This window comes from Roseateles sp. (assembly GCF_039595295.1).
Taxonomy (GTDB): domain Bacteria; phylum Pseudomonadota; class Gammaproteobacteria; order Burkholderiales; family Burkholderiaceae_C; genus Roseateles.
The window spans coordinates 194,910-220,915 of the sequence record NZ_JBCNLU010000003.1 but is presented as its reverse complement, the minus strand read 5'-3'; the positions used below and the strand labels follow the sequence as shown (position 1 = coordinate 220,915).

At 68.4% G+C, this 26,006-nt stretch carries 22 protein-coding genes and 4 tRNA genes; 1 reads left to right on the top strand and 25 read right to left on the bottom strand.

Annotated features, from left to right (window positions below):
* Window positions 1-16: 16 nt before the first annotated feature.
* The 18 genes from phnE to tolB all read right to left on the bottom strand — a co-directional run bounded on the left by phnE (window position 17) and on the right by tolB (window position 18,752).
* On the bottom strand, window positions 17-1,651 hold the full coding sequence (gene phnE / locus ABDW59_RS04190) for a phosphonate ABC transporter, permease protein PhnE (RefSeq protein WP_343628220.1): 1,635 nt from the start codon (window positions 1,649-1,651) through the stop codon (window positions 17-19).
* A gap of 20 nt (window positions 1,652-1,671) precedes the next feature.
* Window positions 1,672-2,490 (bottom strand): ATP-binding cassette domain-containing protein, encoded by an 819-nt coding sequence (locus ABDW59_RS04185; RefSeq protein WP_343628219.1) that lies wholly within the window; start codon window positions 2,488-2,490, stop codon window positions 1,672-1,674.
* A 9-nt stretch (window positions 2,491-2,499) separates the two neighbouring features.
* Window positions 2,500-3,390: a putative selenate ABC transporter substrate-binding protein gene (locus ABDW59_RS04180; RefSeq protein WP_343628218.1), complete on the bottom strand. Its 891-nt coding sequence runs from the start codon at window positions 3,388-3,390 to the stop codon at window positions 2,500-2,502.
* A 71-nt stretch (window positions 3,391-3,461) separates the two neighbouring features.
* Window positions 3,462-3,557, bottom strand: a tRNA-Sec gene (locus tag ABDW59_RS04175).
* Between the two features lie 16 nt (window positions 3,558-3,573).
* A complete protein-coding gene (gene selB / locus ABDW59_RS04170) occupies window positions 3,574-5,955 on the bottom strand; it encodes a selenocysteine-specific translation elongation factor (RefSeq protein ID WP_343628217.1) in 2,382 nt (793 codons plus the stop codon).
* A complete protein-coding gene (selA, locus tag ABDW59_RS04165) occupies window positions 5,952-7,412 on the bottom strand; it encodes an L-seryl-tRNA(Sec) selenium transferase (protein ID WP_343628216.1) in 1,461 nt (486 codons plus the stop codon). Before selA ends, selB begins: the two co-directional genes overlap by 4 nt.
* A 20-nt stretch (window positions 7,413-7,432) precedes the next feature.
* Complete coding sequence (gene fdhE, locus ABDW59_RS04160; RefSeq protein WP_343628215.1) at window positions 7,433-8,437, bottom strand: formate dehydrogenase accessory protein FdhE; 1,005 nt, start codon at window positions 8,435-8,437, stop codon at window positions 7,433-7,435.
* Window positions 8,434-9,057 (bottom strand): formate dehydrogenase subunit gamma, encoded by a 624-nt coding sequence (locus tag ABDW59_RS04155; protein WP_343628214.1) that lies wholly within the window; start codon window positions 9,055-9,057, stop codon window positions 8,434-8,436. Before ABDW59_RS04155 ends, fdhE begins: the two co-directional genes overlap by 4 nt.
* A gap of 17 nt (window positions 9,058-9,074) precedes the next feature.
* Complete coding sequence (gene fdxH, locus ABDW59_RS04150) at window positions 9,075-10,037, bottom strand: formate dehydrogenase subunit beta (protein ID WP_343628213.1); 963 nt, start codon at window positions 10,035-10,037, stop codon at window positions 9,075-9,077.
* A gap of 11 nt (window positions 10,038-10,048) precedes the next feature.
* Complete coding sequence (gene fdnG, locus ABDW59_RS04145; protein WP_343628212.1) at window positions 10,049-13,120, bottom strand: formate dehydrogenase-N subunit alpha; 3,072 nt, start codon at window positions 13,118-13,120, stop codon at window positions 10,049-10,051.
* A 243-nt stretch (window positions 13,121-13,363) separates the two neighbouring features.
* Window positions 13,364-14,458 (bottom strand): iron-sulfur cluster carrier protein ApbC, encoded by a 1,095-nt coding sequence (apbC, locus tag ABDW59_RS04140; protein WP_343628211.1) that lies wholly within the window; start codon window positions 14,456-14,458, stop codon window positions 13,364-13,366.
* A gap of 122 nt (window positions 14,459-14,580) precedes the next feature.
* A tRNA-Lys gene (locus tag ABDW59_RS04135) sits at window positions 14,581-14,656 on the bottom strand.
* A 113-nt stretch (window positions 14,657-14,769) separates the two neighbouring features.
* A tRNA-Lys gene (locus ABDW59_RS04130) sits at window positions 14,770-14,845 on the bottom strand.
* Window positions 14,846-14,869: 24 nt separating this feature from the next.
* Window positions 14,870-14,945: transfer RNA gene (locus ABDW59_RS04125), tRNA-Lys, on the bottom strand.
* 87 nt (window positions 14,946-15,032) lie between these two features.
* Window positions 15,033-15,857 carry a tRNA threonylcarbamoyladenosine dehydratase gene (locus ABDW59_RS04120; protein ID WP_343628251.1) on the bottom strand — a complete coding sequence of 275 codons (825 nt, stop codon included), beginning with the start codon at window positions 15,855-15,857 and terminating at the stop codon, window positions 15,033-15,035.
* Between the two features lie 43 nt (window positions 15,858-15,900).
* Window positions 15,901-16,725 carry a tol-pal system protein YbgF gene (ybgF, locus tag ABDW59_RS04115; protein WP_343628210.1) on the bottom strand — a complete coding sequence of 275 codons (825 nt, stop codon included), beginning with the start codon at window positions 16,723-16,725 and terminating at the stop codon, window positions 15,901-15,903.
* 9 nt (window positions 16,726-16,734) lie between these two features.
* Window positions 16,735-17,265, bottom strand: a complete 531-nt coding sequence (pal, locus tag ABDW59_RS04110) for a peptidoglycan-associated lipoprotein Pal (protein ID WP_343628209.1) — start codon at window positions 17,263-17,265, stop codon at window positions 16,735-16,737.
* A gap of 254 nt (window positions 17,266-17,519) precedes the next feature.
* Window positions 17,520-18,752, bottom strand: a complete 1,233-nt coding sequence (gene tolB / locus ABDW59_RS04105; protein WP_343628250.1) for a Tol-Pal system beta propeller repeat protein TolB — start codon at window positions 18,750-18,752, stop codon at window positions 17,520-17,522.
* A gap of 411 nt (window positions 18,753-19,163) precedes the next feature.
* Here tolB and ABDW59_RS04100 point away from each other — a divergent pair, with 411 nt between their 5' ends.
* On the top strand, window positions 19,164-20,102 hold the full coding sequence (locus ABDW59_RS04100) for a hypothetical protein (protein WP_343628208.1): 939 nt from the start codon (window positions 19,164-19,166) through the stop codon (window positions 20,100-20,102).
* A 52-nt stretch (window positions 20,103-20,154) separates the two neighbouring features.
* Here ABDW59_RS04100 and rng read toward each other — a convergent pair whose 3' ends face one another.
* From rng to ABDW59_RS04065, 7 genes are all read right to left on the bottom strand, one after another.
* The gene (gene rng, locus ABDW59_RS04095; protein ID WP_343628207.1) at window positions 20,155-21,639 is read right to left on the bottom strand and encodes a ribonuclease G; all 1,485 of its coding nucleotides are present in this window, start codon (window positions 21,637-21,639) and stop codon (window positions 20,155-20,157) included.
* 78 nt (window positions 21,640-21,717) lie between these two features.
* The gene (locus ABDW59_RS04090; RefSeq protein ID WP_343628206.1) at window positions 21,718-22,356 is read right to left on the bottom strand and encodes a Maf family protein; all 639 of its coding nucleotides are present in this window, start codon (window positions 22,354-22,356) and stop codon (window positions 21,718-21,720) included.
* 36 nt (window positions 22,357-22,392) lie between these two features.
* On the bottom strand, window positions 22,393-22,863 hold the full coding sequence (gene rlmH / locus ABDW59_RS04085) for a 23S rRNA (pseudouridine(1915)-N(3))-methyltransferase RlmH (protein ID WP_343628205.1): 471 nt from the start codon (window positions 22,861-22,863) through the stop codon (window positions 22,393-22,395).
* A gap of 4 nt (window positions 22,864-22,867) precedes the next feature.
* Window positions 22,868-23,695 carry a ribosome silencing factor gene (gene rsfS, locus ABDW59_RS04080; RefSeq protein ID WP_343628204.1) on the bottom strand — a complete coding sequence of 276 codons (828 nt, stop codon included), beginning with the start codon at window positions 23,693-23,695 and terminating at the stop codon, window positions 22,868-22,870.
* Window positions 23,696-24,319 (bottom strand): nicotinate (nicotinamide) nucleotide adenylyltransferase, encoded by a 624-nt coding sequence (nadD, locus tag ABDW59_RS04075; protein ID WP_343628203.1) that lies wholly within the window; start codon window positions 24,317-24,319, stop codon window positions 23,696-23,698.
* Between the two features lie 13 nt (window positions 24,320-24,332).
* On the bottom strand, window positions 24,333-25,268 hold the full coding sequence (gene hemF, locus ABDW59_RS04070; RefSeq protein ID WP_343628202.1) for an oxygen-dependent coproporphyrinogen oxidase: 936 nt from the start codon (window positions 25,266-25,268) through the stop codon (window positions 24,333-24,335).
* A complete protein-coding gene (locus ABDW59_RS04065; protein ID WP_343628201.1) occupies window positions 25,265-25,963 on the bottom strand; it encodes a 1-acyl-sn-glycerol-3-phosphate acyltransferase in 699 nt (232 codons plus the stop codon). Before ABDW59_RS04065 ends, hemF begins: the two co-directional genes overlap by 4 nt.
* Window positions 25,964-26,006 lie beyond the last annotated feature (43 nt).

Genomic DNA, 26,006 nt, shown 5'->3' with positions numbered 1-26,006 from the left:
CCCCCTCCTCTGACGCTCACGCATTGAGCCGCCGCCGCGCCGCATACGAGCACGCATCCACCAGCATCACCAACGCCAGCATCGCGATCAGCACGGTGCAGGTCTCGGACATCTGGAACAGGCTCAGGTGGACGCTGAGCATCTGCCCCAGCCCGCCCGCACCGACCACGCCCAGCACCGCCGCGGCGCGGATGTTGTTCTCCCACCGGTACAGCGTGTAGCTGAGCAACTGCGGCGCCGCCTGCGGCAGCGTCGCGAACGCGAAGACCTGCCAGCGCGAGGCCCCCGCCCAGCGCAGCGCCTGCGCGGTCTGCGGCGGCGCGTTCTCCAGCGCCTCGGCCATCAGCCGGCCCAGCACGCCCGTCGTGTGCAGCGCCAAGGCCAGCGTCCCCGGCATCGGCCCCAGGCCCGCCGACACCAGCAGGATCGCCGCCCACACCAGCTCCGGCACCGACCTCAGCGCGTTCAGCAGCAAGCGCGACAGCCCGCGCACCGGCCCCGCCGGCCGACTCGCGAGCAAGGCCAGCCCCAGCCCGGCGACCGCCGCCAGCACGCTGCCCAGCGCCGACATCGCCAGCGTCTCCAACGCCCCGGCGCCAGTACGCGCCAGAAAGGCCGGCGCCAGTTTCGGCGGGAAGAACTCGGCGATGAAGCGCCCCATCTGCGCCAGCGCGTCCAGCCCCAGCAGATCGCCCCATCGCACCGGCAGGCTGAGGAAGCTCGCCACCGTCAGCGCGAGCAACGCCGCGAGCAGCAGCCACAGGCCCACGCGCGTCGGCGGCCGGCCCGGCATCTGGTGCGGCTCGGCGCCCTGCCCCGCCGCGCGACTCGGACGCAGCCAGGCGCTGATGCGGTCGGCCAGCGCGACCAGGGCGATGAAGACCAGCAGGATGGTCGCGACCTCGCCGCCGGCAAACATCTTGGTCGCGTTGTCCAGCTGCTGCCCCAAGCCGCCCGCGCCGACGAAGCCCAGCACCACCGACGAGCGGATCGCGCATTCCCAGCGATAGACGGTGTAGCTGACCAGTTCGTCCGCGCAGCCCGGCAAGGTCCCGAACAGCAGCGCCTGCAAGCGCCCCGCGCCGCCGCGCAGCAGCGCCTGCGTGGGCGTGGCGTCGGCGCTCTCAAGAATCTCGGCGTAGACCTTGCCCAGCATGCCGCCGTAGGACAGCGCGATCGCCAGCACGCCCGCGCCCGGCCCCAGGCCCAGCACGCGCACCAGCATCAGCGCCCAGACCAGCTCAGGCACCGAGCGCAGCACCACCAGCATCGTGCGCACCGTCCAGCGCAGCGCGGCCGCCATCCTGGCCATGCGCCCCGTCAGCGAGGACACCGACAGCCGCGCCGTCGCCAGCAGCGCCAACGGCACCCCGATGACCCAAGCCAGCGCCAGGCCCACCGTGGCCATGGCGACGGTGCGCCAGGTGTCGGCGGCCAGCATCAACAGGAACTCCGCGTCCACGCGCGGCGTCAGGAACTGCACGCCGAAGCGCCAGGTCGCGCGCAGGCTGCGCGGGTCGAGCAGCTCCCAGGGCCGGAACTCGCACCAGACCAGCAGCGGCCACAGCAGCGCGAGCAAGGCCAGCGTCGTGCCGATGCGGCGCGTGGCGGCGGGGTCGCGCTGCCAGGGGCGGTCGATCAAGGCGCTCATCGCGTCACCGGCTCACGGGGTCACCGGCCCAGCGCTTGCGCGTGATTGCGCGGCAGCGCCGGGTCCGGCTCGACGATGGCGGGCGAAGCGTCGTCCAGGCCCGCGTAGAGCTCGGCCAGCCGCTGCCCGTCGAGGCCCTGCGGCGGACCGTCGTAGACGAGCCGGCCCTCGCGCAAGGCGATCAGGCGCGGGAACAGACCCCGCGCCAGATCGATCTGATGCAGGCTGCAGATCAGCGTGCGGTCCTGCGCCCGCGCCGCGTCCTGCAACACGGACAGCGCGCGCTGGGCGCGCTGCGGGTCCAGCGCCGACAGCGGCTCGTCGACCAGCCACAGCCTCGCCTTGGACACCAGCAGCCGCGCGAGCGCCACCCGTTGGCGCTCGCCGCCGGACAGCTGATCGACGCGCGACCACAGACGGTTGCCCAGCTCCAACCGGTCCAGCGCCTCGAAGGCCAGACGCGCCTGCTCGGCCGAGGGGCTGAACAGCATGCGCAGACTCTCGCCGAAGGAGGCGCCCGGCAAGCGGCCCGCGAGCACCGCGGTCGCCACGCGCTGGCGCGGCGGCAGCGGCGGATGCTGCGGCGCCAGCATCAGCTCGCGACGCAGCCAATGGCGGTCGCGATGCGACAAGGTCCAGGCGTCCTGCCCCACCAGCCGCAGCGAGCCCGTCGCCGGTCGCAGGGCCAGCGCCAGCGCATGCAGCAGCGAGGTCTTGCCGGCGCCGGACGCGCCGATCAGCGCGACCTGCTCGCCGGTCTCGATCTTCAGCGAGAGCGGCTGGACGAGGGTCTTGGGACCGGCCTGCAGATGCAGGCCGTCCAGCTCCAGGAGAGGCATGGGAGCAATTTACTTCAGCAGTCCGGCGTTCTCGGCGGCGGCCTTGATGCCGGTGTAGTTCTCGGGCTGGGTCGGCACGAACTTCGTCGCACGTTGCAGCTCGAGGATCTCCTTGCCTTCGGGCGTCGCGGGGCTGAGCTTGAGGAAGGCCGCCTTGAGCTTGGCCTGCAGCGCGGCGGGCATGTCGGCGTGCACGCTCCAGTTGTAGTCGTAGAACGGCGGCGTCGTGTAGAAGACCTTGACCGCGCCCGTGTCGACCTTCTTGTCGGCGACCAGCTTTTCCCAGACCGAGATGTTGAGCGCGCCCGCGTCGACTTTGCCCGAGGCGACGGCCGCGACGGTGGCGTCATGGGCGCCGGAGAAGGACACGCGCTTGAGGTCGGTCTCGGGGTTGATCTTGGCCGCCAGCAGGAAAGAGCGCGGCATCAGGTGACCCGAGGTCGAGGACGCGGAGCCGAAGCTCAGCGTCTTGCCCTTGAGGTCCTCGAGCTTGGTGATGCCCGAGTGGGCGTCGGTAACGAAGACGGAGCGGAACTTCTCGTCCTCCTCGCGTTGGACCAGCGGGACGATCTTGCCGCCGGAGCGCACGTTGGCCTGCACGAAGGTGAAGCCGCCGAACCAGGCCAGGTCGATCTTCTTGTTCACGACGGCCTCGACGGCCGCGGCGTAGTCGGTGACGGGGGTCCACTCGACCTTCACGCCGAGTTCCTTCTGCAGGTACTTGCCCAGCGGTGCGAACTTGCGGGCGAGCTCGGTCGGTGACTCGTCCGGAATCGCCGTCACGCGCAGCACCTGCGGCGCGGTCTGCGCCTGCGCGGCGCCGCCGACGGCGGCAGCGACGACGGTGGCGGCGGCGAAGCCCTGCAGCACACGGCTGACTTGGCGAAGAAGCTTGGACATGGCGAGGTCTCTAGGGGTGGTGAGGAAGGAAGGGATCGCGAGAGGGATCGCGAGGGGAATGGCGGGAAAGATGGCGGAAGGAAATGGGAGTCGAACCCACCCGGCGATGCGTGGCATCACCCACCAGATTTGAAGTCTGGCCGACCCACCAGGGTCGTTTTCCTTCCTGTGATCGTGGCCTGTTCATGCGGCATGCGAGGCGTGGGCGACTCCGCCCGGCGCGTCTTCGTCGATGAACAGCCGGCAATCGGTCCGGAGCCGATGCGCGTCGCCGACGCGCCTCAGCAGCCCGACCTTGTCGAAGAACTCCAGCACCTGGATCGCGCGCTTGCGGCCCAGACCGCTGCGATCGCGGAAGGATGCGGCGGTGACGTCACCGCCGATGGCCGACTCGCGGGCGATGCGGGCCAGGTCCCGGATCGCCGGGGGCGCATAGTACAGGTCCTTCACGACCTGGAACAGCTCGCCGCGCTGCGCGAGTCGCGCCAGCGTCGTGCGCACCAGTGCCTCGGGTTCGGCGGTCTGCTTGGCGAGGTCGCGCGCCCACGCGCCTTCGAAGCCTGCGGTCATCAAGGCCGGCGTCATCTTCTGCGCGAGCCGCTCATCCAGCGCCGACAGCTGCACGCCATGCTCGGGCCGATGCGCGGCCGCGCCGGTGATGGCGACCTGCCCCGACGCCGCCATGCGCTGCACCAGGGCGCGCCACAGGGGCTCGGCCATGCGCGGCGCGGCGAGCCGGCGCCAGCGTGCCAGATCGGGGCCGAGCTCTTCGGGTTGTTCTTGGTGATAGCGCTCCAGGCGCTGCAAGGCCGTGTCCGTCCATAGCGCCGTTTGCGCCGCGCCCAGCGCCCACGATGGACCGTCCGCGCCAGGGACCACGGCGCCGACGAGGGGCTCATGCGCTGGGAGCTCGAAGACCCTCTCCCCTGCCCTCTCCCGCAAGCGGGAGAGGGAGTCGGAAGGCTCGTGGTCTTCCAGCCCGAAGACCCTCTCCCCTGCCCTCTCCCGCAAGCGGGAGAGGGAGTCGGAAGGCTCGTGGTCTTCCAGCCCGAAGACCCTCTCCCCTGCCCTCTCCCGCAAGCGGGAGAGGGGGTCGGAAGGCTCGCGGTCAGCGGATGGCTCGTTGTCTGCGGATGGCGAGATGTCCTTGGAAGCGCTCGGTGCGCTTTGGCCCCCTCTCCCGCCGTGCGGGAGAGGGCTGGGGAGAGGGTCTTCCGCGCGAATCAGCCCCGCCCTCGCCTTCGTCGCCACGCCCTGCCCTGCCGCGAAGCGCGCCAGGTCCACGCCCATCGGCGCCCTGAGCAGCAGCCCGCTCAGCCGCTGCCCCACCGTCGGCGCGGCGAGCGCCACCAACTCCCCCAAGCGCTGCTCGGTTCGCCGATACCGCGCCGGCCCTTGCGGATCGAGCACCACGCCGCCCGCAAGCGCCCGCGTCGCCGACGCATCGCGCAGCACCACGCGATCACCGGCCCAAGCACCGACCGGCCGATGCAGCACCAGCTGCACGAACGCCTCACTGCCCGGCGCCACCGCGTCAAGCGCCCCGCCATCGACGCTCCCCAGCACCGCGACCGACCCGGTCACTTGCTCCGCCCCCACATGCACATGCACCGACGTCCCGCTGCGCAGCGGTCTCGTCTCCTCCGCCCACAGCCGCAATCGCGCATCGAGCCGATCCGTCCACTGCGCAATCTCCGGCGCCGCGAGCCACTGCCCGCGCGCCACCTCATCCTTGTCGATGCCCACGAGCCCAATGGCCACGCGCTGACCGGCCGTCGCGCGCTCCACCGCGGCGTTCTGCGCATGCAGGCTGCGCACGCGCCCTCGCCGCGGCGCCTGGCCCGGCGCAGGCGGCAACAACACGAGCTCATCGCCGATCGCGACCGCCCCCGCATGCGCGGTCCCCGTGCAGACCGTCCCCACGCCCGCGAGGCTGAACACCCGGTCCACCGCGAGCCTGAACCCCCATCCCTCGACCTCGCGCGCCGGCAACTGCCGAGCCTCTTCGACAAGATGCTCACGCAACTCCCGCACACCCTCGCCCGCCGTGGCGGCGACCTGGAAGATCGGCGCCTCCGCCAGCGGCGTTCCCGTCACCAACGCGCGAATCTCCTCCCGCCGCTGCGCCCGCATTGCCGCATCCACGCGGTCGCACTTCGTCAGCGCGATCGTGCCGCGCGCGATACCCAGCAGCGACAGCAAGGCCAGGTGCTCGCGTGTCTGCGGCATCACGCCGTCGTCCGCGGCGACCAGCAGCAACGCATGGTCGATGCCCGTGGCCCCCGACAGCATCGTGTGCACCAGGCGCTCATGCCCCGGCACGTCCACGAAGCCAATGCGCACAGCGGTGCTCGACGACCCACTCGCCGCCCCGGCCTCAGCGACGCCCTCAGCGACGCCCGCCACCGCCGACGACCCGGCGCCGACCTCCAAGTACGCATAGCCCAGCGCGATGCTGATCCCGCGCTGCTTCTCCTCCGGCAAGCGATCCGTGTCGACGCCCGTCAGCGCCTTGACCAGCGTCGTCTTGCCATGGTCGATGTGACCCGCGGTGCCGACGATCACGCCAGCGCCTCCCTCAGCCGCGGCAGCTGCGCGATGAACTCCGGCTCCTCGCGCGCCTCATCCAGACAGCGCAGATCCAGCCACAGCTCATCCGCCTGCACGCGCGCGATCACCGGCAGCGGCAGCCCCCGCAAGGCCGTCACCAGCTCATCCAACGCGCGTCCCACGCCGCGCTTGCCCGGCAGCACCGGCGTGAGCACCAGACCCGCCGAGGCCAGCGTTTCCACCGGCAACGAGCCCGAGCCGATCTGCCCGCGCATCGACGCCGCGCGCACCGCGAAGCGCGGCGCGACGGTTTCCGAGAGCTTCTCGATCAGCCGCTCCCCCTGCGCCTGGATCTGCTCGACCGGCCGCGTGAGCAGCCGCAGCGTCGGCAGATCCGTCGTCAAGCGATCCGGCTGCAGATACAGCCGCAGCGTCGCCTCCAGCGCCGCCATCGGCAGCTTGGACATGCGCAGCGCGCGCTTCATCGGGAACTTGCGGATCTTCTGCACCAGGTCCTTGCGCCCGACGATCAAGCCCGCCTGCGGTCCTCCCAGCAGCTTGTCGCCGCTGAAGGTCACCACGTCGCAGCCGTCGGCGAGCATGCGCTGCGGCAGCGGCTCCGCCGGCAAGCCCCATTGCGACAGGTCCACCAGCGATCCGCTGCCCAAGTCCGTCAGCAGCGGCAAGCCCGCCGCATGCGCGATGGGCGCGAGTTCCGCCTCGCTCACCGAAGCGGTGAAGCCCTGGATCGCGTAGTTGCTGGTGTGGACCTTCATCAGCAGCGCGGTGTCCGGGCCGATGGCGGCCTGATAGTCCCGCGCATGCGTGCGGTTGGTCGTGCCGACCTCCACCAGCCGCGCGCCCGCCGCCGACATCACGTCGGGCATGCGGAAGGCGCCGCCGATCTCCACCAGCTCGCCGCGCGACAGCACTGCCTCCTTGCCGCCGGCGAGCGCCGCCAGGCTCAGCAGCACCGCCGCCGCGTTGTTGTTCACCACGGTCGCGGCCTCGGCGCCGGTGATCTCGCGCAGCAGATCCTCGACCAGGCTGTCGCGGTCGCCGCGCTCGCCGCGTGCGAGGTCGAACTCCAGGTTGTTGGGCGAGCCCATGCAGGCCAGCACCTGCTGCAAGGCTTCGTCCGCCAGCAGCGCGCGGCCCAGGTTGGTGTGCAGCACGGTGCCGGTCAGATTGAGGACGCGGCGCATGCGTGGCGCCAGACGCTCGACGCAGCGCTGTTCGAGTTCATGCGGCAGCTCATGCAGACGCCGCGGCGACAGCGCGCCCTCAAGCGCCTGCCGCCGCCAGTCGTCGAGCAGCCGGCGCGCCTCGGCCGCGACGAAGGCGTGGCCGTGACGCGCCATCAGAGGCGTGACCGCGGGGTAGCGCAACAGCCGGTCGACGGAAGGGAGATCCTTGGGGGCCGCGGACGCCTGTGGCGTTGCCGGGGAGCCTGCCGTCGGACCATGAACCATGGATGCCTCGGGCTTCATGCTCAATGGCCTCCGGGATCGGGTGGCGGGTCGGCCTCGCCCAGGATCAGCATCGGATTGAAGCCGTGGCGCACCACGCCCAGTTCGCCGACCAGCAGATCCAGCGTCAGCGTGGCGAGGTCGTCGGCCAGCGGCTCGACCTGCAGATCCTTCTCCATGTGGACCTGCTTCAAGTAGCGCCCGCAGGTCTCGCAGCATTCGGCCTGGACGACTTCGGACTTCTTGTCGTCCGCGTCGACCAGCGCCTGGAAGCTGATGCCCTTGGTGCCCTGGCAGTGCGTGCACTTGATGCGCACGTAATGCCATTGCGTGCCGCAGAGCGAGCAGGCCAGAAAGCGCAGCCCCGACTGCTCCGCGCCCACGCGCGTGATCGAGGCCACCGGCCGCGAGCCGCAGCAGGGACACACCGTCGGATCGTCGATCAGGCCGAAGGGCGCAAGCGTCTCGCTGTGATCGCCCTGCTCGAAGCGCGCCTGCAGCTGCTGCACCAGACGCGTCCAGTGCAGCTGCAGCGCGGCGGCGATCAGCGGCGCTGCGGCCGGGTCCAGCCCCGGCGCGCCGCCGGCGAGCAGCGCGCTCGCCTGCTGCTCCAGATACGCGTCATCAGCCTGTGCGAGCTGCGTCACCAGCGTGCGGGCCGCCTCGGGAATCGCACCGCCCGCCAGCGCGCCGAGCAGCGCGCGCAGTTCCTCGCGCCACACCGGATCGCGCTTGTGAAGCTGCGCATCCAGCGGGGGCTGCCCGCCCGCCATCGCGGCGCCCAGCGCCATCTCGTCGGGCAGCTTCAGCGCGCGCGGCTGCTGGAGCCGCTCATGCTGATGCCGCGCCAACTCGGCCACGAAGAGCAGGTAGTCCCGCATCGCGTGGCCTTCGGCGAGTTGTTGAAGACGCAGTTGGCGCTCGGCGAAGAGACCGGGTTCGGGGAGTCGCAACGGCGCCGCGCGCGGCCCCGCGTTCACCGCGATCTCCTCCGGTGTCATCAGGCGGATGGTGCTGCTGGCGGTCATGCGCGCGGACGTTCCTTCATTTCCTTGTGCCACAGCGGATGGTGGTGGGCGGCCCAGGTGTCGGTGACCGTACCACGGGTCATCGCCCGGAACGAGCCCTTGACCCAGATCGCCGCATAGACGTGGATGATGATGGTCAGGATCAGGATCGCCGCCGAGGCCGAGTGCAGCACCACCGCGATGCGCCGCATCAGGATGTTCCCGTCGGGGAACCAGGCGTGCCAGAACATGAAGCCCGTCACCAGCAGGATCAGCAGCGACACCACCATGACCCAGAACACGATCTTCTGACCCGCGTTGTACTTGTGGGCCGGCTGCACGCCCTCTTTATGGGCGCCGGAGATCATGCCCGGGCTCTGCCGCATCCACTTGGAATCGACCGAGGTCCACAGGTTGTCGCGCCACATCTTCAGCGCCAGGAAGAAGAACGCCAGCACCATGGCCAGTCCCATGTAGGGATGCAGGACGCGGGTCCACGGACCGCCGCCGAACAGGTTGGTCAGGAAGAACAGGCTGGGGTGGAAGAAGGCCAGGCCCGAAAGCCCGGCGCACAGGAACAGCAGCACGACGATCCAGTGGTTGATCCGCTGGCTGTCGCGATAGCGTTGCAGCAAGGCCATGATGGTCTCCTGGCTGATCAGAGGCCGCCGTCCGGCGGCAGGCCGGTGGACGAGGGGGCGCGTCCGGCGCGGATCTCTCGATCGCGCTCGTAGGCGAGTTCCTCGTCCGGATCGGGCTCGTCATGTCCGGTCTTCTGCGGGCCCACCTTCATGTAATGGAAGAAGCCCGCCACCGCGGCGCCGATCATCGCGGCCACCGCCAGCGGCTTGGCCGCGCCCTTCCACAGCGACACCAGCGGACTGATCTGCGGGTCCTTGGGCAGGCCGTGATACAGGCCCGGCTGGTCCGCGTGCTGCAGCACGTACATCACGTGCGTGCCGCCCACGCCTTGCGGGTCGTAGACGCCGGCGTTCTGATAGCCGCGCTCCTTGAGGTCGACGAGGCGCTCGGCGGCGTACTCGTGCATGTCCTCTTTCGAGCCGAACTGGATCGCGCCCGTCGGGCAGGCCTTCACGCAGGCCGGCTCCAGGCCGACGCCGACGCGGTCCGAGCACAGGCTGCACTTGTAGGCCTTGTTGTCGGCCTTGGAGATCCGCGGCACGTCGAAGGGGCAGCCGGTCACGCAGTTGCCGCAGCCGATGCAGTGCTCGGAGATGAAGTCCACGATGCCGTTCGTGTACTTCACGATCGCACCGGGCGACGGGCAGCTCTTGAGGCAGCCCGGATCCTCGCAATGCATGCAGCCGTCCTTGCGGATCAGCCACTCGAGCTTGTTCTCCTGCACCTCGACCTCGGAGTAGCGCATCACGGTCCACGACTGCGGCGACAGGTCGCGCGGGTTGTCGTAGGTGCCGTGGTTCTCGCCGATGTCGTCGCGCAGGTCGTTCCACTGCATGCAGGCGACCTGACAGGCCTTGCAGCCGATGCACGCCGAGACGTCGATCAGCTTGGCCACCTCGGTGACGTGCTTGCGCGCGTCCGGGCTGGGCAGCGTGGTCGCGGAGCGCTTGGCGATGTCCAGGGATTGCAATGAAGACATGGCAGCGCTCCTCAGGCTTTCTCGATGTTGACGGTGAAGCTCTTGAACTCCGGCGTCTGCGTGTTGGCGTCGCCCACGAAGGGGGTCAGCGTGTTCACGAGATAGCCGGGCTTGGCCACACCGACGAAGCCCCAATGGTTCGGCAGACCCACGGTGTGCACCCGCTTGCCGCCGACGTCCAGGGACGCCACCCGCTTGGTCACCACCGCCACGGCCTTGATGTAGCCGCGCATGGAGCTGACCTTGACCTGATCGCCGTTGGCGATGCCCTTCTCCTTCGCCAGTTCCTCGCCGATCTCCACGAACTGCTGCGGCTGGATGATCGCGCTGGTGCGCACGTTCTTGGTCCAGTAATGGAAGTGCTCGGTGAGCCGGTAGCTGGTCGCCACGTAGGGGAACTTGTCCGGCGTGCCGAACTGCTCCCGATCGCCCTTGAACGCGCGGCCGGCCGGATTGTTCTTGGCCTTGGCGTTGTTCGGGTGCATGGGGTTGGTCGTCAGCGGCGACTCGAAGGGCTCGTAATGCTCGGGCAGCGGACCGTCCACCATGCCGCTGGGCGCGAACAGCCGGGCCACGCCCTCGCCCGTCATGATGAAGGGCCGCACCGCGTCCTCGTCATTCGGATTGGCGTCGGGCCGGATATCCGGCACGTCCGAGCCGCCCCACTTGTCGCCCATCCAGCTGATGAGCCGGCGCTTGGGGTTCCAGGGCTTGCCGGTCGGATCGACCGAGGCGGCGTTGTAGAGGATGCGCCGGTTCGCCGGCCAGGCCCAGGCCCAGTTCAGCGTCTGGCCGATGCCCCACGGATCGCTGTTGTCGCGCCGCGCCATCTGGTTGCCCGCCTGTGTCCAGGCGCCGGCATAGATCCAGCAGCCCGAGCTGGTCGTGCCGTCGTCGCGCAGCAGGCCGAAGCCGGACAACTGCTCGCCCGCCTTCTGCAGGACCTTGGTCGGGTCCTTCGGGTCGGTCACGTCGGCCAGCGCCTTGCCGTTGAACTCCATCGCGAGCTCTTCAGGCGAGGGGCTGTTGGGGACCTTGTAGGGCCAGGTCAGGTTGACGATGGGATCGGGGAAGGCGCCGCCGTCCTTCTGATACAGCGCGCGCAGGCGCAGGAAGATCTCCGCGATGATCTCGGCGTCGCCCTTGGCCTCGCCGGGGGGTTCCGCGCCCTTCCAGTGCCACTGCAGCCAGCGGCCGGAGTTGGTCAGCGAGCCGTCCTCCTCCGCGAAGCAGGTGCTGGGGAAGCGGAACACCACCGTCTGGATGTCCTCGGACTTGACGTCGTTGTGCTCCCCGTAGTTCTTCCAGAACTCCGCCGTCTCCGTGTTCAGAGGATCGATGATCGCGAGGAACTTCAGCTTGGACAGGCTCTCGACGATCTTCTTCTTGTTGGGGAAGGACCCCACCGGATTGAAGCCCTGGCAGATGTAGCCGTTGATCTTGCCCTGGTGCATCAGCTCGAAGGCCTGCAGCACGTCGTAGCCCTTGTCCCATTTGGGCAGGTAGTGGAAGGCCCAGTCGTTCTCCTTGGTCGCGGCCTTGCCCCACCACGCCTTCTGCTGGCTGACGAAGAACTTGGGATAGTTCTGCCAGAAGCTCATCTGGTTGGGACGCAGCGGCTTGGTGGCGCGGGTCTTGTAATAGGTCTCCAGATCCTGCTCGGAGTCCTTGGCCAGCGACATGTAGCCGGTCAGCGAGGTCGACAGCAGCCCCAGGTCGGTCAGGCCCTGGATGTTGCTGTGGCCGCGCAGCGCGTTCATGCCGCCGCCCGGCAGACCGATGTTGCCCAGCAGCAGCTGCACCAGCGCGCCGGTGCGGATGATCTGCGAGCCCTGGCTGTGCTGCGTCCACCCCAGCGCGTACATGATGGTCATGACCTTGCCGGGGGCGGAGGTCTCGGCGATCTGCCGGCAGACCTCGAGGAACTTGTCCTTGGGCGTGCCGGTGATCTCGCTGACCTTCTCCGGCGTGTAGCGCGCGTAATGCTGCTTCATGACGTTGAGCACGCAGCGCGGGTGCTCCATCGTCATGTCGACCTTGGCGAAGCCCTTCTCGTCCATCTCGTAGGCCCAGGACGCGTTGCTGTACGCGCGCTTGGTCTCGTCGTAGCCGGAGAACAGGCCCTCCTCGAACTTGTAGCCCTCATTGATGATGAAGGGCGCGTTCGTGTAATGCCGGACGTACTCGGTCTGGATCTTGTTGTTGCTCAGCAGGTAGTTGATGACCCCGCCCAGGAAGGCGATGTCGGACCCCGCCCGCACCGGGGCGTAGTAATCGCTCATCGCGGCCGAGCGCGTGAAGCGCGGGTCCACGACGATCAGCCGCGCCTTGTTGTGCTTCTTGGCCTCGATCACCCACTTGAAACCGCAGGGGTGAGCCTCGGCGGCATTGCCGCCCATGATCAGGACGAGGTCGGCGTTCTTGATGTCCACCCAGTGGTTGGTCATCGCACCGCGGCCGAACGTCGGGGCCAGACTGGCCACCGTCGGTCCGTGTCAAACGCGGGCCTGGTTGTCGAACGCGAGCATCCCCGTCGCGCGCATCGCCTTGTGGGTGATGTAGCCCGACTCGTTGGAGGATGCGGAGGCGCAGATCATGCCGGTGGACAACCAGCGGTTCACGACCTTGCCGTCAGCGTTGCTCGCGATGAAGTTGGCGTCGCGGTCCGCCTTGAGCAGCTTGACGAAGCGGTCCATCGCCTCGTTCCAGCTCACGCGTTTCCACTCCTTGGACCCGGCCTCGCGGATCTCGGGGTACTTCAGGCGGTTCTCGCTGTGGACGAAGTCCAACAGGCCGGCGCCCTTGGGGCACAGCGTGCCGCGATTGACCGGGTGATCCGGATCGCCCTCGATGTGGATGATGTTCGCGCGGACGTTCTTCGCGCGATCACCCAGCGAGTACATGATCAATCCGCAGCCCACCGAGCAATAGGGGCAGGTGTTGCGGGTCTCGGTCGCCCGGGCGAGCTTGAACTGGCGTGTCTCGGCCAGCGCAGCGGTTGGAGAGAATCCCAACGCGACGAGGCTGGAGCCCATGACGGCCGCCCCGCTCACCCGGAAGAAGTGCCTCCGGTTCATGTCCATGTCTTGCCTCCTGGGGCGGCGTCGTTGCCGGCCTGGGGTGAATCACGCGGCCGACACGCGGCCCGCGCGGCTATTTCGACATAAACAATGGGCTTTGTCCAATACGGGATCACCCCGGAGCGCGCGGGCGCGACGCTCAGCGCACCGGAAACTTTGAGCGCATCGGCGAGCCCTCGTTTCTCGTTGCACCGCAGCATGCAAAAAGGCCGCGGTGAGCGGCCTTCCGGGCTGGGGTGGAAGGGGTCAGGTGTTCTTCGAGATCGTGATCGTCGGGAACTTGCTCGAGTAGTCCTTGGCCTGCCCCGCCAGCTTCACCGCGACCTTGCGCGCGATGGCCTTGTAGGCTTGCGCATGCGGACTGTCCGGCTCGGCCACCACGGTGGGCTTGCCGCTGTCGGCCTGCTCGCGGATGGACAGTGCCAGCGGCAGCGAGCCCAGCAGCTCCTGTCCGTACTGGTCCGCCATGCGCTGACCGCCGCCGCTGCCGAAGATGTGCTCGGCATGACCGCAGTTGCTGCAGATGTGGATGGCCATGTTTTCGACGATGCCCAGAATCGGCACGCCGACCTTCTCGAACATCTTCAGGCCCTTCTTCGCATCGATCAGCGCAATGTCCTGCGGGGTCGTCACGATCACGGAGCCGCTCACCGGCACACGTTGCGACAGCGTCAGCTGGATGTCGCCGGTGCCCGGGGGCATGTCGATGATCAGATAGTCCAGATCACGCCAGCGCGTCTGGCGCAGCAGCTGCTCCAGCGCCTGCGTGGCCATCGGGCCGCGCCACACCATGGCCTGGTCGTCCTCGACCAGGAAGCCGATGGACATCAGCTGCAGGCCGTGCGATTCCAGCGGCTCCATGGTCTGGCCGTCGGTGCTCTCGGGCCGGCCGTGGATGCCCAGCATCAGCGGGAGGCTGGGGCCGTAGATGTCGGCGTCCAGCAGACCGACCTTGGCGCCCTCGGCCGACAGCGCCAGCGCCAGATTCGCGGCGGTGGTGCTCTTGCCGACGCCGCCCTTGCCCGAGGCCACCGCGACGATGTTCTTCACACCGGGCAGCAGTTGCACGCCGCGCTGGACCGCGTGCGCAATGATCTTGGACGTCAGACCGACGCTCACATTGCCGACGCCCGGCACCGTGCGCGCCGCGCCGACCAGCGCTGTGCGCAGGCCGTCGATCTGGCTGGCGGCGGGGTAGCCCAGCTCCACGTCGAAACTGACCGCGTCGCCCTGCACCTTCAGGTTGCGCAGTTGTTTCGTCGTAACGAAATCGCGTCCGGTGTTGGGGTCGACGACCTGTTGCAGCGCCTGCAGCAGCGAGGCTTCTTGGATTTGGGACATGGCGGAGGGAATCGTTGAAACTCGATCGGAAACGACGCCTCGCAACCGGGGCGCCGAGATTGGCGCGAAGTCTAGCGGGAATGACAAAAGGGGTTGCAACTTGCGCTGCAACCCCTTTTATTTGGTGGGCCCTGAAGGATTCGAACCTTCGACCAACGGATTAAGAGTCCGCTGCTCTACCAACTGAGCTAAGAGCCCGAAATTCTTTGCTTCCTCAACGATTCGATTGAATCGCTGCGAAGACCGAGAGTATGTCAGATATTCAGACCGCTTGCAAGATTCTCAATCGAAAACTTTGCAGAGTGTGCGGTTGGTGGGCCCTGAAGGATTCGAACCTTCGACCAACGGATTAAGAGTCCGCTGCTCTACCAACTGAGCTAAGAGCCCCCAAGAATATCCAACTGAAGCGACTGGTGGGTCGTGCAGGATTCGAACCTGCGACCAACGGATTAAAAGTCCGCTGCTCTACCGACTGAGCTAACGACCCGAAGCTCTGCTTCAAGCGAAGAAGACCGGATTGCGCCCATCTCCTTTGCTGCGCTTCGAGGTGTTTGCCCCTCAGCAGAGCCGCAGATTATAGGACGCTTTTTTGCTGGTGCGCAAGTGCTTTCAAATACTGCGTCACCAGTTCCGCCGCGGCCACCATGCCGAAGCCCGCCGTGACCGCCACGCTCGAGCCATAGCCATGGCAGTTCAGGTTGCCGTCGATGTCGCAGGCCTCCACGCCCTCGGGGCGGGTGACCGGCTCGCGCGAGAAGACGCAGCGCACGCCCATCTTCCCTTGCCGCTCGCCCGCATGGAACTTGCGCAACCGCTGGCGCAAACTGGCCAGCAGCGGATCATGCGTGGTCTCGGACAGATCCAGGATTTCCACGTCCTGCGGGCGACGCTTGCCGCCCGCCGCGCCGATGCAGATCTGCGGCAGCTTGCGCGCCCTCGCCCAAGCGGCGAGCTGCGCCTTGGCGCGCACCTGATCGCAGGCGTCGACGATGCCGTCGACCTCCACGCCGCCCAGCAGCGCGGGCCAATTCGTCTCGTCGACGAAGTCCTCGATGGTGATGACGTCGCAGCCCGGATGGATGTCGGCGATACGCTGCTTCAGCGCCTCGGCCTTGGCCATGCCCAGCGTGCTGCCCAGCGCCTGCACCTGGCGATTGATGTTGGACACGGCGACATGGTCCAGATCGACCAGCACCAGCCGCGCCACGCCCATGCGGGCCAGCGCCTCCACCACCCACGAGCCCACGCCGCCCAGTCCCACGACGCAGAAACGCGCCGCGCGCAGCCGCGCGTAATCACGGTCGCCATGCAGGCGGCGCAGACCGCCGAAGCGGCGCTCCGCGTCGGCGTGCGCGGCGTCAGGGTCGAGGGGCCCGTGCCCGGAGTCGAGGGTCAAGATCGTCACGCGCCGATGCGCGTCTCGCGGCGGGAAAGTGGGCGGGTCAGCGCAGGCCGGCCTGGCGTTCCTTGGCGGCCTTGGCCGCTTCGGTGCCGGGATAGGCCTTCTGCAGATCGTCCAGCGTCTTGCGGGCGGACTTGTTGTCCTTGAGCTCGATCTGGCAGTTGGCGATGGCCAGCAGGCTCTCGGCGGCGCGGGGATGTTCCGGGTTCGCCGTCACGAAGGCCTTGAAGGTCGCGATCGCGCCCTTGTAATCGCGCTTCCCATACTGCGCATTGCCCAGCCAGAAGCGCACCGAGTCGCTGTAGCCGCTCGCCGGGAAACGCGTCAGGAAGGAAGAGAAGGCGGACACCGCCTCGTTGAAGTCGCCGCGACGGATCTGACCCATGGCCGCGTCGAACTGGCGCTTCTCTTCGGGATCGGCCTGGAATTCCTTGCCGTCCAGGGACACCTTCTGCGGCTCCAGCGGGCGCAGCCGGTTGTCCAGCGTGGCCGACTGGTCGGCCACTTTGCGTTGGGTGTCGGACAGATCACGCGCCAGCTGTTCGTTCTGCCCGCGCATCTTGGCGAGCTCCGAACGCAGCGAGTCGATCTGTCCGGACAGATCCAGCAGACCGCGCCGGGCGGTCTCGAGCTGGCTCTGCAGATCAGCGATGCGAGCACGTTGCGCTTCCTCGCTCTGCGCCTGCTTGGTTCGCAGATCGAGGATGGCCTTGCGGGCCTCGTCGTCCTCGAAGAGCGCGGCGCGCGCGGGTTGCCCCGCCACGCCCAAAGCGAGCACCACGGTCAGCGCGGCGGCTTGCGCCACGGCGCCCAGATCGCGGCCGACGGAGAGTCGAGAGAATCGAGAAAGACGCAGCATGCTCATGTCACCGATTTACTTGTCGCGCAGTTCGACGCGACGGTTCTTGGCCCAGGCCTCTTCGTTGTGGCCCGGATCGGCCGGACGCTCCTTACCGAAGCTCACCGGCTCGACCTGGGCGGACGACACGCCCAGCAGGGTCAGCGACTTGGCCACGGCCTCGGCGCGCTTCTGGCCCAGGGCCAGGTTGTACTCGCGGCCGCCGCGCTCGTCGGCGTGACCTTCCAGCGACAGCTGCAGCGTCTTCTTGTTGTTCAGACGCTTGGCGTGGTTTTCGATCAGGCTGCGGTACTCGTCCTTGACGACGAAGCTGTCGAAGTCGAAGAACACGACGCGCTGGTTGGACACGGCGGCGTCCAGTTGGGCGCCCAGGTCCACGGTCTGCACCGGACGCTGCGAGCCGGCGTTCGGATCGGCTTGCGGGGTTTGGGTCTGGACCGGCGGGGCCTTCGTTTCGACCGGAGCCGGCTCATCCAGCTTCGTGGAGCTGCAGGCGGACAGGGCGGCTGCGGCCACCAGGCCGAGCATCAGTTTTTCGAATTTCATGGGCGTTCGCTCCTATGGGTCAAGGAAAGGCGGGGGAGAAATGCAGGACCAGCCGGCCAACTGCGCCGCCGGTGAAGCCGCAAAAACAGCAATTGTGAATCATTGGCTAACACAAATGCGAGGCAGACGACACCTCGCGCAAGTCCCTATGCATGAACACGCTCGCGGCTCGCACAAGACGGGCGAAGCGCGACGCCAACGTAGGCAAAGCGCATGCCCGTGTGCGGCGCGGGCGCAGTCACGTCATCAATTCATCAGTTGCCGAACGGGCCCCAGGCGGGCTCGCGGATGTCGGCGACGTTGGGGGTGGCCAGCTTGGCCTTGACCTTGCCGTCCAGCGTCGAGGTCATCAGCACGTCCCGGCCGCCGGCGCGCGTCGCGTAGACGATCAGCTTGCCGTTCGGGGAGAAGCTGGGGCTCTCGTCGTCGCTGGTGTCGGTGATCTGCTGCACCCGACCGCTGCCCAGGTCCATGACGCAGAGCTTGAAGGTGCCGCCGCCCACGCGCGTGATGTAGGCCATCGTGCGGCCGTCCGGGCTGATGGACGGGCTGATGTTGTAGTTGCCGGCAAAGGTGATGCGCTCGGCGCTGCCGCCGCTGGCCGCCATGCGGTAGATCTGCGGGGCGCCGCCGCGGTCGCTGACGAAGTAGATCGACGCGCCATCGGGCGAGAACACCGGCTCGGTGTCGATCGCCGAGGTCTGCGTCAGGCGCTTCACGCCCGAGCCGTCCTTGTTGATCAGGAACAGCTGCGAGCCGCCGTCGCGCGACAGCGTCATCGCCAGCTGCTGGCCATTCGGGGAGAACGCCGGGGCGCTGTTGCTGCCGCGGAAGTCCGCGATCTTGCGGCGCTTGCCGGTGCGCAGATCCTGGATCCAGACCACCGCCTTGCGGGTCTCGAAGGACACATAGGCCACTTCGTTGCCGTCCGGCGACCAGGCCGGCGAGATGATCGCCTCCGGGCTGTTGAGCACGGTCTGCTCGCCCTCGCCGTCCGCGTCGGACACGCGCAGCGAATAGCGCGGACCGGCCTTGTTCACGTAGACCAGGCGGGTCGCGAAGACGCCGCGCTCGCCGGTGAGCTTCTGATAGATCGCGTCGGCGATCTTGTGCGCGGCCAGACGCAGATCGGCGGCCACGACGGGGACGCTTTCGCTGCCCAGGTCGCTGCCCTTGACCACGTCCCACAGGCGGTAGCGCACGTCGAAGCGGCCATCGGCCAGACGCGTCGCGGAGCCCGCCGCCAGCGCGTCGGCGGCACGGGCGCGCCAGTCGACGAATTGCGGTTGCGAGGTCTCGGTCATGCCGGCCTGCCCCGGGACGAGGCTGAACTGGCCGCTGCGCTCGAGGTCGGCGCGGATGATGGCGGCGAGCGGCTGACCGGTCGTGCCTTCGTCCTTGAAATCGCTGATGGCGATGGGCACGCGGCTGGCGCCGACGCCGGCGATCTCGACGCGGAACTGCGCCCAGGCCGGCGTGCCAGCCATCAGCGCGACGCCCAGCGTGGCGGCGCCGCTCAGCAGCGAGCGGCGCGTGGTCCCGGAGGACGTGATGGGGTCTTGGAGAGAGACGGACGCGACGCCGGAGGGGACGGTCGCGCGGCGGGAGATGGCGTTCGTTTTGGTGCTCATCGGCTTGCAGAACGAAAGGAGCCCCGATTGTGCCCGAGGCCCGCGTCCGTGTTACAGATCGCTGTGGTTACAAAGGGCAAAGCCGTCGGCAAGGATCGCTCCCGGGACGGCGCCTGGGATGACTCCCGGGATGGCTCATCGGACAGGTCAGGGACCTGCTCATTTCGACGTGTCGCCAGGCCTTATCGACTGTTTGCGGTCATGGCGGCGATCTCGGTGACTTTTGAGAATGCCCGCTTCGCCCGCGATACAGGTCAGGAGTCACCGATGCAATCAATGCAGGTCATGCAGTCATGGGGCCGGTCACGCTGGCGCTCGTTCAAGGAGGCGCTGAAGCAGCGCTTCTTGTCCCACCGAGCCTGGATCATCGGGCTGTGCTGGCTGGTCGTCGCCTGTCTGTTCCAGGCGCTGCTCTCGATGCCCGCACGGGCCGATGAACTCACGCCGTCCACCGCGGCGCCGAGCGCCTCATCCGGCGATGCGCAAACCCTGACCCTCGCGGTCCCGTTCAGCGCGGGCAGCGGTCCGGATCATGCGGCGCGCATGATCGCGCGGGTCTGGTCGGAGCGCGCGGGCCACCCGGTGGAGGTCGTCAACCTGATCGAGCGCCAGGGTTACACCGCGGCGCGCTGGGTCGCGACCGCGGCGCCCGACGGCCGCTTGCTGCTGCTGACCACGCGGGTGCTGCTTGACCCGCCGCCGCCGATCGCGAGCGAAACCGCATCGCCCCAAGCGCTCACCCCTGACAACTTCACGACGCTGCTGCGCATCGGTCAGCTTCCCTTCGTGACGGTGGTGCGGGCCGGCACGCTGGGCGACACCACCTACTCCGCCATGGCCGAGCCCCGCCAAGCGCCGCTCGCGCTGCACACGCTGAGCGCCTGGGCGCCAGGCCTTGCGCATCCGCGCGCCTTGCCGCCGCCGCGCGAGGATCAACCCCTGCCCGCACTGCCACCGCGTGGCGAGTACCTGGAGCCACCGGTCTTCGGCGACCTGCAGGGCGGCGACTGGAACGCGGTGCTCGCGCCGCCGCGCATGCCGCGCAAGCTGGCGGCGCGCCTGCGCGCGGAGCTGCGCGACGTGCTGGCCGATTCGCGGGTGCAGCTGATGCTGGCGCAGACCGGCTCGGAGCTGTGGGAGATCCGTCCCGATGTGGTGCCGCCGAGCACCACGCCCCTGCCCGCCCGCACCGCGGGCGTTCGCTGAAGCAGCCGCTTCCGCAAAACCGACCTCCTAGGCGCCCTCACGGCGCGCCGGCTCACATCAACACAATGTCGTAATGCTCGGTCTGATTGGTCGGCTCGGCGGTCAGCGAGATCGGCTTGCCGATGAAGTCCGAGAGCCCGGCCAGATGCTGGCTCTCCTCGTCGAGCAGCATCTCCACGACGTTGGCCGCCGCGACGACGCGGAACTCCTTGGGATTGAACTGCCGCGACTCGCGCAGGATCTCCCGCATGATCTCGTAGCAGATCGTCCGCGCCGTCTTGACCTGACCGCGGGCGTCGCAGGTCGGGCACGGCTCGCACAACATCCGTGACAGCGACTCCCGCGTGCGCTTGCGCGTCAGCTCGACCAGCCCCAGCTGCGTGAAGCCGCCCACCGTGACCTTGGTGCGGTCGCGGTTGAGCTGCTTGCGGAACTCCTGCAGCACCGCGGTCTTGTGCTCCTCGCGGGTCATGTCGATGAAGTCGACGATGATGATCCCGCCCAGGTTGCGCAGCCGCAGCTGGCGCGCGATCGAGCCCGCCGCCTCCAGGTTGGTCTTGAAGATGGTGTCGTCGAAGTTGCGCGCACCGACGAAGCCGCCGGTGTTCACGTCGATGGTGGTCATCGCCTCGGTCTGGTCGATGATCAGGTAGCCGCCCGACTTCAGATCCACCCGCCGCGCCATCGCCCGGACGATCTCCGCGTCGATGTTGTTCAGGTCGAAGATCGGCCGCTCGCCCCGATACAGGTCGAGCTTGGCGGTCGCCGCCGGCATGTAGGTCTCGCCGAAGGCGCGCACCACTTCATACTGCAACTTGGAGTCGATGCGGATCGAGTTGGTACGCTCGCTGGCCAGATCGCGCAGCACGCGCTCGACCAAGCTCAGGTCCTGATAGAGCAGGCTTCCTGGCGGCAGCGTCAGCGATTTGTCGCGGATCGAGTTCCAGGTCTTGCGCAGGTAGGCGATGTCAGCGCCGAGCTCCTCGTCATCCGCCTCCTCGGCATTGGTCCGCAGGATGAAGCCGCCGGTGTTGCCGTCGCTGACGCCGGCGCTGACCAGCGCCATCATGCGCGAACGCAGCGCATCGCGCGTCTCGGGCGAGCCGATCTTCTGCGAGATGCCGATGTGGTTGTCCTGCGGCAGATGCACCAGCAGCCGGCCGGCGATGGAAATCTGCGTCGACAGCCGCGCGCCCTTGGTGCCGATCGGGTCCTTGATGACCTGCACGGTCAAGGCCTGCCCCTCGTAGACCTGGCGCTCGATGGGGACGGCCTGACCGTTCTCCCCATGATGGCCGCGCGGATGCACCCCGTTGAGATGCAGGTCGGCCACGTGCAGGAAGGCCGCGCGTTCCAGGCCGATGTCGATGAAGGCGGACTGCATGCCGGGCAGCACGCGCGCCACCTTGCCGAGATAGACGTTGCCGACCAGGCCCCGTTCCAGCGTCCGTTCGACGTGCAGTTCCTGCACGGCGCCGTTCTCGACGATGGCCACCCGCGTCTCCTGCGGGGTCCAGTTGATCAGGATGTCTTCCATGTTCTTGTGCTCCAAGCGCTCTCGTCAGCCTCAAGGCTGGCGGCAGCGCTCGCCGGGCCCCTGGGGACCCGCCCTCTTTCAGACCTCGAAGCCGGCTCGTCGAAGCAGTTGCGCGGTCTCGTACAGCGGAAGGCCCATGATGCCCGAATAACTGCCGTCGATATGTGCGATCCAGGCGGCGGCCTGGCTTTGTATCGCATAAGCCCCGGCCTTCCCCATCGGCTCGCCGGATGCGACGTAAGCCCGCAGCCGCGCCGCGCCTATCTCGGCGAAGCGGACTTGGGACACGTTGACCGCCGACAGCACCCGACCGTCGGGCAGACCCAGCGCGACCGCCGTCAGCACGCGATGCTCGCGACCCGAGAGGTCCGCCAGCATGGCTTGGGCATGGGCCGCGTCGTCCGGCTTGCCCAGGATGCGCGGCCCCAAAGCGACCGTCGTGTCGGAGCACAGCACCGGCGCCGGCGGCAGGCCGCGGCGCTCACGGCGGCGCAGCGCCGCCTCGAGCTTGGCCTCGGTGACGCGGCGCACATAGTCGTCGGGCGACTCGCCCTCCCACACCGCTTCCAGCGCCTCGGCGTCCTCGTCGGCGCCGGGCAGCAAGAGCTCGTGGCGGATGCCGATCTGCTCCAGCAGCTGGCGACGACGCGGACTCTGAGAGGCGAGGTAGACGAAGGCGGCGGGCGTAGCGATGGGGGCGGAGGTGTCGGCGCTCATGGGGACGGGAGTGCTGATGGACGCCCTGACGGGCGCTCACTCGCGGTGATACGGATGACCTTCCATCACCGACCAGGCGCGATACAGGCCTTCGGCGAGCAGCACCCGAACAAAGGCGTGCGGCAAGGTCAGGTCGGAGAGCCGCAGCTTCTCGTCGGCGCGCGACTTGATGCTGTCGTCCAGCCCATCGGGCCCGCCGATGAAGATCGCGACGTCGCGACCGTCACCGCGCCAGGCTTCGATGCGCTGCGCGAGCTGCTTGGAGGTGACGCGATCGCCGCGCTCGTCCAGCACCACGCGCCGCGCGCCCTTGGGGCAGGCGGCATCCAGGCGCAGGGCCTCGGCGGCCATCAATTGCTCGGTGGACTTGCCGGTGGTGCGCGGCTCCGCTTTCACCGCCTTGAGCTCCAGCCGCATCTCGGGCGGGAAGCGCTTGGCGAAATCCTCGTAGGCCTCATCGGCCCAGGCCGGCATCTTCTGGCCGACCGCGCACAACACCAGCCGCACGGGATCAGGCCTTGGCCTTGGACTTCGTGCCGGTCTTGACCGTCGTCTTCTTGGCCGCCGGCTTGGCGACCTTGGCGGCCGGCTTCTTCGCCGCGGGCTTGGCCGCCGCGGTCACCTTGGGCGAGACCTTCTTCATCGCCGGCTTCTTGCTGCCGACCTTCACCGTCTCCACCGGCGCGGCCTTCACGGCCGGCTTGCGGGCGGTCTTGGTCGCGGGCTTGGCGGCGGCGGACTTCGTCCCTGCCGTCTTGGTCGCGGTCTTCTTGGCAGCCGGCTTGGCGGCGGCGGTCTTGGTCGCCGGCTTCGCGGACTTGGCGGCGGCGGACTTGCTGCCGGTGGCACGCGTGGGCGCCTTCTTCGACGCGGAGGGCACCGTCTCGCCGTCGGCCGACTTGGCCTTGGCCGGCTTCTTCGCGGCCTTCTTCGCCTTGGGCGCGTCGTCCTCGTCGTCCATCGGCTCGGACGCCTTCACCAGGCGGGTCTCGCCGTTGGCGACCTTCATCTTCACCGGCTTGCCGCCCCAGATCTCTTCCAGGTGGTAGTACTGGCGGATCGCCGGCTGCATCAGGTGCACCACGGCCGCGCCGCAGTCCACGATGATCCATTCGCCGTTGTCCTCGCCCTCGGTGCGCATCACCTGCATGCCGCGCGACTTGACCGTCTCACGGACGCTGGAGGCCAGCGCCTTGGTCTGCCGGTTGCTCGTGCCGGAGGCGATGATCACGCGCTCGAACAGCGGCGACAGGCGCTCGGTGTCGAAGACCACGATGTCCTGGCCCTTGACGTCTTCCAGACCATCGACGATGGCACGTTGCAGTTTCTTGATGTCCATTCAGCTCTCACTGTAGAGACGGTGGCGGGCAATATAACCCGCGACCGCTTCGCCCACCACGGGCCTCACGTCAGCACCCCGGGCCGCCTGCTGGCGGGCCTCGGTGGATGACCATTGCAGCACCGGCATGTCCAGCCGGACCAGCCGATGCGGCCGTTCCAGCAGCGCCGCCGGCGCCCTCACCTCGTCCTGCGCGCGGGCGGCCACCGCCAGCCCCATGCGCTCGACCAGTTCCTCCCAGCCGTGCCAGCTCGTCAAGCCGGCCAACTGGTCCTGTCCCAGCACCAGCCACAGCCCGTCCTGGGGCCGCGCCTGCTGATACTCGCGCACCGAGTCGAGCGTGTAGCTCGGTCCCGCGCGCTTCAGTTCGCGATCGTCCAGGATGAAGCGGCTGTCGCCGTCCGGTCCCTGGATCATGAGCCGCACCATCGCGGCCCGGTCCTCGCTCGACGCCATCCGGCGCCCGGCCTTTTGCCAAGGCTGTCCGGCCACGACCCAGCGCACCTCGTCCAGCGCCAGCCGCTCCAGCGCCGCGCGCGCCAGTGCCAGATGCGCCCGATGCACGGGGTCGAACGAGCCGCCAAACCAGCCGACCTGCCTCGCGGCGGTCTTGTTGTCGCTCACGCCGGACCGCTCCTCAGAACCACAGGTGCGTGGGCGACTCGTCCGCCCAGTCGCGCGGGCGGAGGAAGTCGCTGTACAGCTTGGCCTCGGGCGAGCCCTCCTCCGGATGCCAGTCGTAGCGCCAATGCGCGACGGGCGGCATCGACATCAGGATGGATTCGGTGCGTCCGCCCGACTGCAGCCCGAACAGCGTGCCGCGATCGAAGACCAGATTGAACTCGACATAGCGCCCGCGGCGGTAGGCCTGGAAGTCGCGCTCGCGCTCGCCGTAGGCCAGGCCGTGTCGGCGATCGACGATGGGCTCGTAGGCCGGAATGAAGGCGTCGCCCACCGACTGCAGCATGCCGAAGGCCGCGTCGAAGCCGCCTTCCGCATGATCGTCGAAGAAGATGCCGCCCACGCCGCGCGGCTCGTTGCGGTGCTTGAGGAAGAAGTACTCGTCGCACCACTGCTTGAAGCGCGGATAGAGGTCCTCGCCATGCGGCTCCAGTGCCGAGCGGCAGGTCCGATGGAAGTGCTGGGCGTCGCGCTCGAAGCCGTAGTACGGGGTCAGGTCCATGCCGCCGCCGAACCACACCACCGGCGCCGCGTCCACCGGGAGCGCCGCGAACATGCGCACGTTCATGTGGACCGTCGGGACGAAGGGGTTGTGCGGGTGCAGGACCAGCGACACGCCCATGGCCTCGAACGGGGCGCCGGCCAGCTCCGGCCGATGCGCCGTCGCGGAAGGGGGGAGCACCCGGCCGCGCACGTGCGAGAAGTTCACCCCGCCGCGCTCGAAGACGCCGCCGTTCTCGATCAGACGGACCACGCCGTCGCCCTCGAGCCGGCCGCCGGGCTCGCGCTGCCAGGCGTCCATGAGGAAGTCCTGGCCGTCCAGCCGCTCCAACGTCGTGACGATGCGCTGCTGCAGTCCCAGCAGATAGTCGCGCACCACTTGCGTATTCATGTCTTGTCTCCCATCGCTCCGTCCTGCGACGCGTCCTTGGCTTGCGGCTTGAGCCGGATCGGTCCGGCCTGATCGGGGCGCTTGCCGCGACGTCCCTTCAGGACTTCGGCGAAGAGCGCGAAATCGCGCTTCGGCTCGCCGCTGACCTCGACGAAGTCGGTGAACACCACGCACTTGGTCGCGTAGTCGAAGGACGCCAGCCCCACCGGAACCCCCGCCTGCACGGCCACCTGATACGCACCGGATTTCCAGTGATCCGTATAGCCGCGCGTGCCCTCGGGCGCGACGATGAGCCAGAAGTGCTCGTCGCGGGCCTTGGCCTCGCGCAACTGCCGCGCCGTGTCGCCCACCATGCCGTTGGCCGCGCGGCGGTTGATCGCCACGCCGCCGATGGCGCGCATCCAGTGACCGAAGACCGGCAGCCGGAACAGGCTGTCCTTGGCCCAGAACTTGAGCTGGAAACCCAGGCTCCATTTCGTGAGCACGCCGATCGGGAAGTCCCAGTTCGAGGTGTGCGGATAGACCATCACCACGCCCTGTCGCGCAGGCAAGCCCTGGCACACCACGCGCCAGCCGAAGAGCCGCAGCACCGCCGTGGCCAGCGCGCTGCCGTTCAGGAACGGCGTCAGCGGCCCGGTCCAGCGGCGCGGGCCGCGGGTCGGCGCCGCAGGGAAGGACGGTTGATCGGAGCTCAAGATCGGCGTAGGTCGGTCGCGTTCAGGACGAGGTTCTGGTCGA

Bases quoted from the DNA above. Each gene is read 5' to 3' on its own strand.
- fdxH (WP_343628213.1), bottom strand. From the start codon at position 10,037: ATGTCTTCATTGCAATCCCTGGACATCGCCAAGCGCTCCGCGACCACG.
- ABDW59_RS04155 (WP_343628214.1), bottom strand. From the start codon at position 9,057: ATGGCCTTGCTGCAACGCTATCGCGACAGCCAGCGGATCAACCACTGG.
- ABDW59_RS04185 (WP_343628219.1), bottom strand. From the start codon at position 2,490: ATGCCTCTCCTGGAGCTGGACGGCCTGCATCTGCAGGCCGGTCCCAAG.
- pal (WP_343628209.1), bottom strand. From the start codon at position 17,265: ATGAAATTCGAAAAACTGATGCTCGGCCTGGTGGCCGCAGCCGCCCTG.
- fdhE (WP_343628215.1), bottom strand. From the start codon at position 8,437: ATGACCGCCAGCAGCACCATCCGCCTGATGACACCGGAGGAGATCGCG.
- ABDW59_RS04100 (WP_343628208.1), top strand. From the start codon at position 19,164: ATGCAATCAATGCAGGTCATGCAGTCATGGGGCCGGTCACGCTGGCGC.
- ABDW59_RS04180 (WP_343628218.1), bottom strand. From the start codon at position 3,390: ATGTCCAAGCTTCTTCGCCAAGTCAGCCGTGTGCTGCAGGGCTTCGCC.
- phnE (WP_343628220.1), bottom strand. From the start codon at position 1,651: ATGAGCGCCTTGATCGACCGCCCCTGGCAGCGCGACCCCGCCGCCACG.
- ABDW59_RS04090 (WP_343628206.1), bottom strand. From the start codon at position 22,356: ATGAGCGCCGACACCTCCGCCCCCATCGCTACGCCCGCCGCCTTCGTC.
- rsfS (WP_343628204.1), bottom strand. From the start codon at position 23,695: ATGGACATCAAGAAACTGCAACGTGCCATCGTCGATGGTCTGGAAGAC.
- rng (WP_343628207.1), bottom strand. From the start codon at position 21,639: ATGGAAGACATCCTGATCAACTGGACCCCGCAGGAGACGCGGGTGGCC.
- tolB (WP_343628250.1), bottom strand. From the start codon at position 18,752: ATGGCTGGCACGCCGGCCTGGGCGCAGTTCCGCGTCGAGATCGCCGGC.
- selA (WP_343628216.1), bottom strand. From the start codon at position 7,412: ATGGTTCATGGTCCGACGGCAGGCTCCCCGGCAACGCCACAGGCGTCC.
- hemF (WP_343628202.1), bottom strand. From the start codon at position 25,268: ATGAATACGCAAGTGGTGCGCGACTATCTGCTGGGACTGCAGCAGCGC.
- ybgF (WP_343628210.1), bottom strand. From the start codon at position 16,725: ATGAGCATGCTGCGTCTTTCTCGATTCTCTCGACTCTCCGTCGGCCGC.
- apbC (WP_343628211.1), bottom strand. From the start codon at position 14,458: ATGTCCCAAATCCAAGAAGCCTCGCTGCTGCAGGCGCTGCAACAGGTC.